11 protein-coding genes and 1 pseudogene are annotated in these 10568 nt (G+C 71.3%); 6 read left to right on the top strand and 6 right to left on the bottom strand.

Features of this window, described 5'->3' with window-relative positions:
* Nucleotides 1-256 precede the first annotated feature (256 nt).
* Together ACT6XY_RS21005 and ACT6XY_RS21000 are read right to left on the bottom strand one after the other, a co-directional pair.
* Complete coding sequence (locus ACT6XY_RS21005) at nt 257-448, bottom strand: CsbD family protein (RefSeq protein ID WP_444750258.1); 192 nt, start codon at nt 446-448, stop codon at nt 257-259.
* An 83-nt stretch (nt 449-531) separates the two neighbouring features.
* On the bottom strand, nt 532-2937 hold the full coding sequence (locus tag ACT6XY_RS21000) for a heavy metal translocating P-type ATPase (protein ID WP_444750257.1): 2406 nt from the start codon (nt 2935-2937) through the stop codon (nt 532-534).
* A 132-nt stretch (nt 2938-3069) separates the two neighbouring features.
* Here ACT6XY_RS21000 and ACT6XY_RS20995 point away from each other — a divergent pair, with 132 nt between their 5' ends.
* A complete protein-coding gene (locus ACT6XY_RS20995; RefSeq protein ID WP_444750256.1) occupies nt 3070-3504 on the top strand; it encodes a MerR family DNA-binding protein in 435 nt (144 codons plus the stop codon).
* 54 nt (nt 3505-3558) lie between these two features.
* Here ACT6XY_RS20995 and ACT6XY_RS20990 read toward each other — a convergent pair whose 3' ends face one another.
* On the bottom strand, nt 3559-3996 hold the full coding sequence (locus ACT6XY_RS20990) for a DUF1330 domain-containing protein (protein WP_444750255.1): 438 nt from the start codon (nt 3994-3996) through the stop codon (nt 3559-3561).
* A 34-nt stretch (nt 3997-4030) separates the two neighbouring features.
* Nucleotides 4031-4522, bottom strand: coding sequence for a YcgN family cysteine cluster protein (locus ACT6XY_RS20985; RefSeq protein WP_444750254.1), 492 nt, complete (start codon nt 4520-4522; stop codon nt 4031-4033).
* 160 nt (nt 4523-4682) lie between these two features.
* Here ACT6XY_RS20985 and ACT6XY_RS20980 point away from each other — a divergent pair, with 160 nt between their 5' ends.
* From ACT6XY_RS20980 to ACT6XY_RS20970, 3 genes are read left to right on the top strand one after another with little or no spacing between them, the layout of a single operon-like run.
* A complete protein-coding gene (locus ACT6XY_RS20980) occupies nt 4683-6860 on the top strand; it encodes a transglycosylase domain-containing protein (RefSeq protein ID WP_444750253.1) in 2178 nt (725 codons plus the stop codon).
* A 33-nt stretch (nt 6861-6893) separates the two neighbouring features.
* On the top strand, nt 6894-7466 hold the full coding sequence (locus ACT6XY_RS20975; RefSeq protein ID WP_444750252.1) for a DUF1214 domain-containing protein: 573 nt from the start codon (nt 6894-6896) through the stop codon (nt 7464-7466).
* On the top strand, nt 7463-8071 hold the full coding sequence (locus ACT6XY_RS20970; protein WP_444750251.1) for a DUF1254 domain-containing protein: 609 nt from the start codon (nt 7463-7465) through the stop codon (nt 8069-8071). The genes ACT6XY_RS20975 and ACT6XY_RS20970 overlap by 4 nt, the downstream gene beginning before the upstream one ends.
* A gap of 9 nt (nt 8072-8080) precedes the next feature.
* Here ACT6XY_RS20970 and ACT6XY_RS20965 read toward each other — a convergent pair whose 3' ends face one another.
* On the bottom strand, nt 8081-8905 hold the full coding sequence (locus ACT6XY_RS20965; RefSeq protein ID WP_444750250.1) for a hypothetical protein: 825 nt from the start codon (nt 8903-8905) through the stop codon (nt 8081-8083).
* A 44-nt stretch (nt 8906-8949) separates the two neighbouring features.
* A complete protein-coding gene (locus ACT6XY_RS20960) occupies nt 8950-9150 on the bottom strand; it encodes a hypothetical protein (RefSeq protein WP_444750249.1) in 201 nt (66 codons plus the stop codon).
* 208 nt (nt 9151-9358) lie between these two features.
* Between ACT6XY_RS20960 and ACT6XY_RS20955 the strand changes: the two genes are divergently transcribed.
* The gene (locus ACT6XY_RS20955) at nt 9359-10033 is read left to right on the top strand and encodes a hypothetical protein (RefSeq protein WP_444750248.1); all 675 of its coding nucleotides are present in this window, start codon (nt 9359-9361) and stop codon (nt 10031-10033) included.
* Between the two features lie 82 nt (nt 10034-10115).
* A pseudogene (locus tag ACT6XY_RS20950) lies at nt 10116-10568 on the top strand (hypothetical protein); the annotation flags it as partial.

Raw genomic sequence — 10568 nt, 5'->3', positions numbered from 1 at the left:
GATGCGCCCTGGCCGAAAGCGTCGCCGCCTCCGGTGCCGCGGCGCCGCGGCGGGCCGCGGGAGGGGCGACGGCCGCCGTTTCCGGACTTGAGCGGTTGGGAACAGTCACGGCGGTCTCCGTCGGGCGGCGAAACAAAGACGCCCGGCCGGGGTTTCCCCCGCCGGGCGCAATTGTCGAACATGACCAAAACCTAGCCGACCAGCGTTACGCTGTCAAGGCTTATTTTCTCAGTATCGATTTATTTTCCGTTGGGCCTCAGGCCTTGTCGACGACGTTCTTCACGGCGTCCTTGGCGTCGCCCTTGGCCTGCTGGGCCTCGCCCTTGACCTCCTGGACCTTGCCCTTGGCCTGCATTTCCTTGTTATCGAGGGCCTTGCCGACGCCCTGCTTGGCGTTGCCCATGGCCTCGTTGGCCATGCCCTTGATCTTGTCGCCGGTGCTACCCATCGGAATTCTCCTCGGTGTTTGGAACTGACGGGAGAACAACTGAGGCGCCCCTGGATAGTTCCGTCACGGCGCCGTGATGCCTCCTATCCGTCGAGCCGCACCGCCCTGAGCCGGAGCGCATTGCCGATGACGCTGACCGAGGAGAGCGACATGGCCGCCGCCGCGATCATCGGCGAGAGCAGCAGCCCGAAGGCCGGATAGAGCAGGCCCGCCGCCACCGGCACGCCGAGGGCGTTGTAGGCGAAGGCGAAGACGAGGTTCTGCCGGATGTTCGACATGGTCGCCTCGGAGAGCCGCCGGGCCCGGACGAGGCCGAGGAGATCGCCCTTCACCAGGGTGATGCCGGCGCTCTCCATGGCGACGTCGGTCCCGGTGCCCATGGCGATGCCGACATCGGCGGCGGCCAGCGCCGGGGCGTCGTTGACGCCGTCGCCGGCCATGGCGACGACGCGGCCTTCGGCCCTGTAGCGCTCCACCACCGCCGCCTTGCCATCGGGGAGGACGTCGGCCTCCACCGCGGCGATGCCGAGCTGGCGCGCCACGGCCTCGGCGGTGATGCGGTTGTCGCCGGTCAGCATGACGATGCGGATGCCCTCCGCCGCCAAGGCCTTCAGGGCCGCCGGGGTCGTCTCCTTCACGGGGTCGGCAATGGCGATGATGCCGGCGAGCTTGCCGTTGACCGCCGCGAAAATGACCGTGGCCCCGTCGCGGCGCAGCTCGTCGGCGAGCGGGGCGAGGCCTGCGACGTCGATGGAAAGATCCTGCAGGAAGGCGGCGGAGCCGAGGGTGACGCGCTTCCTCTCCACCATGCCGTAGGCGCCCTTGCCGGCAGGCGAGTCGAAGCCCAGCACCCTGGGGATGGTGATGGAGCGGGCCTCGGCCTCGCGGACCACCGCCTCCGCCAGCGGGTGCTCGGACGGCTTCTCGACGGCGGCGGCGAGGCGCAGCACCTCGTCCTCGGTGAAGCCGTCGGCGGGGACGATGGCCGTCACCGCCGGCCGGCCCTCGGTGAGGGTGCCGGTCTTGTCGATGATGAGCGTGTCGACCGCCTCCATCCGCTCCAGCGCCGCGGCGTCGCGGATCAGCACGCCGGCCTCGGCGCCGCGGCCGACGCCGACCATGATCGACATGGGCGTGGCAAGGCCGAGGGCGCAGGGGCAGGCGATGATCAGCACCGACACTGCCGCCACCAGGGCGAAGGCGAGCTGGGGCGGCGGGCCGAACAGCGCCCAGGCGGCGAAGGCCAGCACCGCGACGGCGAGGACCACCGGAACGAACCAGCCGGCAACCTTGTCGGCGAGGCGCTGGATCGGGGCCCGTGACCGCTGGGCGGTGGCGACCATCTGGACGATCTGGGCGAGCAGCGTGTCGCGGCCGACCTTCTCGGCGGCGATGACCAGGCCGCCGGAGCGGTTCAGCGTGCCGCCGATGGCGGGGTCGCCGACATCCTTGGTCACCGGCATGCTCTCGCCGGTCACCATGCTCTCGTCGACCGCGGAGCGGCCCTCGATCACCTTCCCGTCCACCGGCACCTTCTCGCCGGGCCTGACGCGCAGCCGGTCGCCGACCTGGATGTCCTCCAGCGGCACCTCGGCCTCGCTGCCGTCGGCGGCGATGCGGCGGGCGGTCTTCGGGGCGAGGTCGAGGAGCGCGCGGATGGCGCCCGAGGTGGCGTCGCGGGCCCTCAGCTCCAGAACCTGGCCGAGGAGGACGAGCACGGTGATCACCGCCGCCGCCTCGAAATAGACCGCGACCTCGCCGTGATGGTCGCGGAAGGCGGCGGGGAAGAGGCCGGGGGCGAGCGTCGCCACCACCGAATAGATCCAGGCGACGCCTGTGCCGATGGCGATCAGGGTGAACATGTTGAGGTGGCCGGTGACCACCGACTGCCAGCCGCGGACGAAGAAGGGCCAGCCGGCCCAGAGTACGACCGGCGTGGCGAGCACGAGCTGCACCCAGCTCGACCAGCCGTGCGGCAGCGGGTTCCAGCCGAAGAGATGGCCACCCATCTCCAGCACGAAGACCGGCAGGGCGAGCACGAGGCCCGCCCGGAAGCGCCGGGTCATGTCGATGAGCTCCTCGTTCGGGCCGGCATCGGCCGTCACCATCATCGGCTCCAGCGCCATGCCGCAGATGGGGCAGGTGCCGGGGCCGATCTGCTGGATCTCCAGGTGCATCGGGCAGGTGAACATCGTGCCTTCCGGCACCGGCTCGGCCGGCGGCGCACTCGCCGGGTCGAGGTAGCGCTGCGGGTCGGCGCGGAACTTGGTCACGCAGCCGGCGGAGCAGAAATAATGCTCGACGCCGTGCAGGGTGGTCTTGTGCGGCGTGGTCGCCGGGTCGACCGTCATGCCGCAGACGGGGTCGATCACCTTGCCGTCGGCCGGCGCCGGATGGCCGTGACCGTGCTGGGCATGGTCGTGATGGGCGTGGTCGTGGCCCTTGCCGCCGCAGCAGCCGCCTGACGCCTTGGAATCGTGAACGGTCATGACCGGTCTCCTTCACTCTTGCGGCGAGCTGTAATCCTTCCCATCATTGGAAGGTCAAGCGGGCGTCATCATCTCATGAACCGAACCCGCAGCGCCCCGCATTGATCCAGAGCCACCGCGAGGGAGACCGCCATGAACATCGGACAGGCCGCGGCCGCCTCGGGCGTCTCCGCCAAGATGATCCGCTACTACGAATCCATCCTGCTGCTGCCCGCGGCGGGCCGGCGCGACAGCGGCTACCGCGACTACGGCGAAGAGGACGTCCACCGCCTCTCCTTCGTCCGGCGGGCCCGCGACCTCGGCTTCTCCATCGAGCAGATCCGCTCGCTTCTGGCGCTCTGGACGGATACCGGCCGGTCCAATGCCGACGTCAGGGCGATCGCCCGCACCCACCTGAAGGACATGGAGGAGCAGGCCCGCAAGCTCGAGGCCATGATCGGCACGCTGAAGACGCTGATCGGCTCCTGCGAGACGGGCAAGCGCAGCGCCTGCCCGATCATCGAGGAGCTCGGCGACCACAAGCCCGCGCCGGCAGCGCCGGTGAAGGCGCGTCGCCGGGCGGCGTGAAGGAAGGGAGGCAGCGCCGCAGTCGAAAAGGCCGGGACGAGCGATTGGCCCCCCTCACGCCTCCTCGCCGAAGCCCTCGCCGGGCTTGCCGGGCGCCATGCGGATGAGGCGGGAGGTGGAAACCGCCGCCTGCCGGTGCTTCACCGCCTCGCGGTAGACGGGGTCGCGGATCATGTCGATGAAGGCCTGCCCCGACGGATATTCGGCGATGAAGGCGATGTCCCATGCCTCCGCCTCCGGCCCGATCAGCGTGAGGTCCGGCCGGCCCGACCAGACGATGCGGCCGCCGAGGCGGCGGAAGACCGGGCCGCTGTCGCGGCCATAGGCGGCATAGGCCTCGCGGCCGGTGGCGGCCCGGCCGTCCTCGTAGGTGGCGGCGGGCTTCAGCTTCACGAGATTGAGCATGTGAACCGGCTGGTCGCGCGGCAGGTCCCTGAACAGGGCGAAGCGCTCCTTGGTCGGATCGACGTAGCCCGGCGTCTCGTCAGTCATGGCGGTTTCCTCCCCTCAAGGCTGGCGGAATCCATCATGACCCGGCGGCGGCGACATCCTGATTCGGCCATTCGGCCAGATGGTGCTCGAGCTCCTGCAACTCGGTCAGATCATGCTCCCAGGCGGTGATGCGGCCACGCACCGAGACGCCGGCGGCATGGACCGTGTCCTGATCGCCCGAGACCAGAGGATGCCACCAGTAGAGGTCGCGGCCCTCGGCGACGAGGCGGTAGGCGCAGGTCGGCGGCAGCCAGGAGAGCGAGCGCACCTCCTCCGGGGTCAGGCGCACACAGTCCGGCACCTTCTCCTGCCGGTTCGGGTAATCGCGGCAGCGGCAGGCCTCGCCATCGAGCAGGGTGCAGGCGACGGAGGTGAAGTGGATCTCGCCGGTGTCCTCGTCCTCGAGCTTGTTGAGGCAGCAGCGGGCGCAGCCGTCGCACAGGCTCTCCCACTCCGCCCCGCTCATGGCCTCCAGCGGCTTCACCCGCCAGAAGGGCGCGGCCTCGCCTGCAACGTCGTCGACCATCGGCGGGGCTCTCCTGGCGGCGGCGCGGAAGGATGGGAGGGGCGCCCGGTAACCCTGTTGGCAGAGAATGGTGGACGCAGTGCGGCGCCGTTGGCTCGCCCCGCCGATCTCCGATATGGTAAGCCAATCGTCAAGAGCTTGCCCGAAAGGGGTGCCCGGCTTGAGCGATCTCACTCCCAGCGGCGGGTGGGGCAGCGCCCTGAAGCGCGTCCTCCTCGACCTCGACGCCCGGTTGAACGACGGGGCCTGGCGCCTCGCCGGGGCGATCGGTCGCGGCTGGGAGAGGCTCGCCGACCTCGCCGACCGGGTGCAGGTCTACGGCTGGAAGCGCGTCGGGGCGGAGATCGCCTCGGAGGGCATGACGCTCGGCACCGGCGGCCTCGTGGTGCTGCTCATGCTCGCCATGCCGGCCTTCCGCGAGACCGAGGACGACTGGCGCAAGCGCTCCGAGCTCTCCGTCGTCTTCCAGGACCGCTACGGCAACGAGGTCGGCCGCCGCGGCATCCGCCACAACGATTCGGTGCCGCTCGAGGAGTTTCCCGACCACCTGATCAAGGCGGTGCTCGCCACCGAGGACCGCCGCTTCTACGAGCACTACGGCATCGACCTGATCGGCACGCTGCGCGCCATCGCCACCAATGCCCGCGCCGGCGGCGTCGTGCAGGGCGGCTCGACCCTGACCCAGCAGCTCGCCAAGAACCTCTTCCTCACCAACGAGCGCTCCATCGAGCGCAAGATCAAGGAAGCCTTCCTGGCGCTGTGGCTGGAATCGCGGGCGACCAAGAACGAGATCCTCAAGACCTATCTCGACCGCGCCTACATGGGCGGCGGCGCCTTCGGGGCCGAGGCGGCCTCGGAATACTATTTCGGCAAGTCGGTGCGCGATGTGACCCTCGCCGAGGCCGCGCTCCTCGCCGGCCTGTTCAAGGCGCCGACGCGCTTTGCCCCCCACGTCAACCTGCCGGCGGCCCGCGCCCGGGCCAACACCGTGCTCGACAACCTGGTCGAGGCCGGCTTCATGACCGAGGGCCAGGTGTTCGGCGCACGGCGCAATCCGGCGACCCCCGTGGACCGCCAGGACGAGGCGGTGCCGAACTACTATCTGGACTACGCCTTCGAGGACGTGAAGCGGCTGGTGGCAGCGACGCCCTCGCTGGTGGACCGGGTGCTGACCGTGCGCACGGGCCTCGACCTCACCATCCAGAAGCAGGCCGAGCTCTCGGTGGAATCGATCATCCGCCAGTACGGCTCGGACTACGGGGCCAGCCAGGCGGCGGCGGTGGTGATGGAGGTGGACGGCACGGTGCGCGCCATCGTCGGCGGACGCGACTATGGCGCCAGCCAGTTCAACCGCGCCACCGAGGCCATGCGCCAGCCGGGCTCGTCCTTCAAGCCGATCGTCTACGGCACGGCGATGCGCGAGGGGCTGATCAACGGCCGCTCCGTGGTGGTCGACCGTCCCATCTGTCTCGGCAACTGGTGCCCGCAGAACTACGGCCGCAGCTTCTCGGGCGCGACCACGGTCACCTCGGCGCTGGTGCGCTCGATCAACTCGATCCCGGTCATCCTCACCCAGCAGATGGGCCGCGGCGACAGCCGCGTCGGCCGACAGAAGATCATCGCCACGGCGCGGGAGATGGGCATCACCCGCCCGCTGACGGATTCCGCCCCGCTGCCCATCGGCGCGGCCGAGGTGACGCTGGTCGAGCTCACCACGTCCTACGCCACCTTCGCCTCGGGAGGCCTCAGCGTGCAGCCCCACGCCGCCGTCGAGATCCGCAACTCCTCCGGCGAGCTCGTCTGGCGCGCCGACCGCGACATGCCACAGCGCCGCCGGGTCTTCCCCCAGACCGTCGCGGTGGACATGAACGCCATCATGGTCGGCGTCGTCGAATCGGGCACCGGCCGGCGGGCGCAGGTGCAGGGTGTGCAGGTGGGCGGCAAGACCGGCACCACCAACTCCTATCGCGATGCGCTGTTCGTCGGCTATTCGGGCCAGTTCGTCACGGGCGTCTGGTACGGCAACGACGACTATTCCTCCACCAACCGCATGACGGGCGGCTCGCTGCCGGCCATGACCTTCTCGCAGATCATGACGGCAGCCCACCAGGGCCTCGACCGCAAGCCGATCTTCGGCCTCACCGGCGCTCCGCAGCCGGTGCCGGGCGTTCCCGCCGGCACGCAGGTGCCGCTCGCCGGCGTGCCGGACCGGCCGCAGATCCTGTCGCGGTCCTCGGTCGAGGTCCTCGGCCGGATCGACGGCCTCCTGCGGGATGCCGCCGACACCCTGCGCACCGGTCCCCTGTCGGCGCGGCCGGCGGGATCGGTGCTGCGCTGACCGGCGGGCCCGTGGTGAAGGATCATCGCTGACATGCGCGCGCTCCCCGGCCTCCTCCTGGCGCTCGGCATCGGGGCGGTGACGGGCCTGGGGCTCACCGCCCTGTCAGTCGGCCGCAGCACAGGCGCGGGCACGCTGCGCATCGGTCCCTGGCTCGCGACCCCCAAGGCCGGCACGCCCGAGGCCGATCCCTATGCCCGGGCGGTGACGGCCAGGCTCGGCACGCTGCCGCTGGCGCTCGCCGACGGCCTCGCCCTCGTCGCCGATCAGGACAGCAGCGGCGCCGCCATCGACGGGCGCTGCACCTATCGCATCACCGGCAGCGTGCCGCCGGCCCGGTTCTGGACGCTGTCGGCGGCACGGGCCGATTTCGCACCGGTGGTGGAAGAGGGCCTGCGCCAGGGCTTCACCAGCTACGAGATCGTGCGGCAGGCCGACGCGCCGACCGACGTCGTCGTGGCGCCGGAGGCGCGGGCCGGCAATTGGCTGCCGTCAGGCGGCGTGCCGGACATGCGCCTGATCCTCCGGCTCTACGATACGCCGGTGGCCACCACCATTTCCGCCGCCACGGTGCTGCCGTCCATCAGCCGGGTGAGCTGCCCATGATGCGCCTCGCCGGCATCGCCGCGCGGCCGCTGCGCCGCCTCCTCGGGGTCCTGCCATGGCTCGTTGCCGGGCTGCTGCTCGGCGTTGCGGTGCACATCCTCTCGGTCTTTGCCCTGCCCCGCCTTGCCCCCGACGATGCCCGCGCCCGCCTGTCCGGCGTCACAGAGGTGAACAGACTGACGACGCTGTCGGGGCGCGGCTCGGTGGCGCTGCCGCTCGCCGACCCCGCCTTCGAGACGGCGATCTGCCGTTTCGACCTCTCGGCCGGGCCGCTGCACGTCCGGGCGCCGGTGACGCCGCATTACACCGCCATCGCCCTGTACACCGCCACCGGCATCGCCTTCGGCGCCATCAACGACCGGGCTGCGACCCGGCGCACCCTCGACCTCTTCGTGGTGACGCAGGCGCAACGGCGCGAACTCTCCACCGACGAGGACGAGACGGCGGCCGACAACCTCATCCTCGTCTCGCCGACCACCGAGGGCTTCGTGCTGATCCGGGCGCTGGCGGTGCAGCCGAGCCTCGCGCCGATCGTCCGGGAGCAGCTCGCGGCGCAGTCCCTGTGCGAGATCCTGACGCCGGAACAGGCGCCCGCGACGCAGTGACGGCCGCCCCTACTTGCTGATGATGACCTCTTCCGGCGGCGGCGAGCGTGGAAAGAAGCGGGGCGGGGCCTGTTCGACCCCGACCGACCCGCGTGCCGGCGCCCCGGCGCAGAGCCGCTCGAAGTCGCGGATGTCCTCCTCGAGGCCGCGCAGCTCGCGCTCGGCCATGACCGCCTCGTGCTCGGGGGTCGCGACGATCTGGGTGTTGAGGGCGCAGCGATAGGCGTCCGCGTGCTGGCGCAGGCCGTGGCGCACCCAGGCGACGATGGTGCGGTTCTCGGCGATGCGGTCGCGGGCCGAGCGCACCTGCACCGGCGTCAGCGTCGGGATATGGCCGAGCGCCCCCTCGCGGACCCGGTCGGCCTCCATCACCTCGCGCGCCTTCTCGCAGAAGGGGCGGATGCGCTGGCGGTCGGCGCGCATGTCGTCGGTCATGCGGATGAAGCGCGCCTTCGAGGAGCGGTAGGCCTCGCGTTCGAGGGTGCGGCAATAGCCGCGCGGATCGGGATCGTAGCTGACGGGATCGCCGATGCGGGTGCGCCGGAGCTCGGCCCAGAACTGGTTCCAGCGGTCGAGGGGATGGGTCGGCATCATCAGGCCGTAGCCCATCTGCCGCATCTCGCGCTCGGCGTCGGTGAAGGCGTAGCCGGAGACCGGCTCCTCGCGGTAGCGGGCGGCATGGGCGCCGGCCCAGGGCATGATCTCGTCGTTGAGGACGTTGGGCGCGGGTCGGCCGAGGTCGCCCTGCGGCGCGCAGGCGGCGAGGAGGAGCGCCGCCGCGGCGAGGGCGAGCCCGGCGATGGCCGGCTGTCGGTGCGGGCGCGCCAGGGGCATGCCGAGCCTTCCGTCTGATGGGGCGGCCCGTTCTCGGGATCGGGTCAGGCGCTCCTGCGCCCGCGCTTCGGCCGGTCGCCGCCACGCAGGGGCGGATCGACGGTCAGGACCGGCGGCGCGGGAAGGTCGTGGCGCTCGACGCGCACCACCGGCAGCAACAGGATCTGGCCGCTTGCCCCCGGTACGTCGTCTGCCGGGCGCAGCATGCGCCGTCGTTCGAGCGGAAAGCGAAGCACTGCACCCATCGAAACCTCCCTTTGCGCTGCCCTCCAATGCGGCCATGCCCGGCGACAATCCGCCGACGCGCAAGCCCGACTTAACAGCGCTCATGGTTAACGACCGGTTACCCGCCGCCGCCTTCCCGTCCGGCACGGCTGCCCCGCCCCCTGCCCGCTTGACCGGCCGTCCCCGGGCAGGCCCGATCGGACGGAGCCCCGCACCCCGGACCCCGCCATGACCGCGCAGCCGCCCGCCGAAGAGCCGATGACCTACGTGGTCGAGATCGATCTGCCGGACGGCGGGCTTCCGACCTTCCGCGACTGGTACGCCAACGTCCACGCGCCCCATCTCTACGAGGCGGGCTTCACCACCTGCACCTCCTACCGGGCGGTGCGCGGGAGGCTCGGGATCGTCGACGTCTACCAGGCACCGGGCTGGTCGGTGTTCGAGAGCCCGGCCTTCGCCCGCTACCGGCGCGTCGCGGCCGCCGATCCGCACCTGCCGCCGTTCATGGTGGGGCTTGCCAGCATCCGCACGCCCTATGTCGGCGTTCCCGGCGGCGGCGCCGCCGAACCGCTCGCCGCCGACTGGCTGACGGTGCTGCGCTTCGAGGGAGCGGACGGCGCGCTCGAGGCCGTCGCCGCCTGGCTCCAGGGCGGCGGGCAGCCGCTGCTCGCGGGCTGGGGCATCGAGCGGGCGCGGCTCCTTACCCGCACCCGACCGGCGCCGACCGGCACCTCCGCCCATCCCTCCGCCGCCCTGCTTCTGGAGAGCCGCCGCGACCCCGGCGACGGGCTTCCCGGCGGCGCGCCGGCCGTGCTCCGCCATGCGCCCGGACCGCATTTCACCGGCAGCCGGCTCTATCCCTGGCCGGACGATGCGGCGCTGCAGGACGGCCCCAATCGTTAACGCGGTCTTTCCACTAACGGAACGCTAACGAGTTCGTTCGTATTGTCGGCCACCGTCCATCCGCCTCCGGTCGCCGCCCTTCATGTCGTCCCAGAGCCTTCCCAGCGTCCAGCGATTGATCGGCCTCGCCCGGTCGAACGGCATCGACGTCAGGCCGACCCTGCTGCGCGTCATCGTCGACCAGTTCGTTGCCGAAACCACCCATCCCGCCGCGGAAGTGACGCGGTTCGGCGAGCTCGTGGTGAACCTCCTGCCGAAGGCGAGCGAGGCGGACCGCGCCCTCGTCGCCGCCAAGCTCGCCCGGCACAGGCAGACACCGGCCATCGTCGCGCGGCGGCTCGCCGCCGACGTCGGCGCCGTGGCGCGGCCGGTGCTGACCCATTGCCGCGCGCTGTCCGACGACGACCTCTTCCTCGCCGTCCGTTCCGGAGACCCGGAGAAGGCGCTGGCCGTGGCCGAGCGCGAGGACATCGGCCTCGCCGCGCTGGTGGCGCTGGAGGACATGGACGATCCCGGCGTGAAGGCGGCCCTCGCC

The organism is Phreatobacter sp., from assembly GCF_052440005.1.
GTDB lineage: Bacteria > Pseudomonadota > Alphaproteobacteria > Rhizobiales > Phreatobacteraceae > Phreatobacter.
Note: the sequence above shows the minus strand (reverse complement) of the source record. Positions and strands in the feature narration are given on the sequence as shown.

What these genes read in the sequence shown, in the direction of transcription:
- ACT6XY_RS20965 (WP_444750250.1), bottom strand. Translation starts at nt 8,905, where the DNA reads ATGCCCCTGGCGCGCCCGCACCGACAGCCGGCCATCGCCGGGCTCGCC.
- ACT6XY_RS20995 (WP_444750256.1), top strand. Translation starts at nt 3,070, where the DNA reads ATGAACATCGGACAGGCCGCGGCCGCCTCGGGCGTCTCCGCCAAGATG.
- ACT6XY_RS20960 (WP_444750249.1), bottom strand. Translation starts at nt 9,150, where the DNA reads ATGGGTGCAGTGCTTCGCTTTCCGCTCGAACGACGGCGCATGCTGCGC.
- ACT6XY_RS21000 (WP_444750257.1), bottom strand. Translation starts at nt 2,937, where the DNA reads ATGACCGTTCACGATTCCAAGGCGTCAGGCGGCTGCTGCGGCGGCAAG.
- ACT6XY_RS20955 (WP_444750248.1), top strand. Translation starts at nt 9,359, where the DNA reads ATGACCGCGCAGCCGCCCGCCGAAGAGCCGATGACCTACGTGGTCGAG.
- ACT6XY_RS20970 (WP_444750251.1), top strand. Translation starts at nt 7,463, where the DNA reads ATGATGCGCCTCGCCGGCATCGCCGCGCGGCCGCTGCGCCGCCTCCTC.
- ACT6XY_RS21005 (WP_444750258.1), bottom strand. Translation starts at nt 448, where the DNA reads ATGGGTAGCACCGGCGACAAGATCAAGGGCATGGCCAACGAGGCCATG.
- ACT6XY_RS20990 (WP_444750255.1), bottom strand. Translation starts at nt 3,996, where the DNA reads ATGACTGACGAGACGCCGGGCTACGTCGATCCGACCAAGGAGCGCTTC.
- ACT6XY_RS20985 (WP_444750254.1), bottom strand. Translation starts at nt 4,522, where the DNA reads ATGGTCGACGACGTTGCAGGCGAGGCCGCGCCCTTCTGGCGGGTGAAG.
- ACT6XY_RS20975 (WP_444750252.1), top strand. Translation starts at nt 6,894, where the DNA reads ATGCGCGCGCTCCCCGGCCTCCTCCTGGCGCTCGGCATCGGGGCGGTG.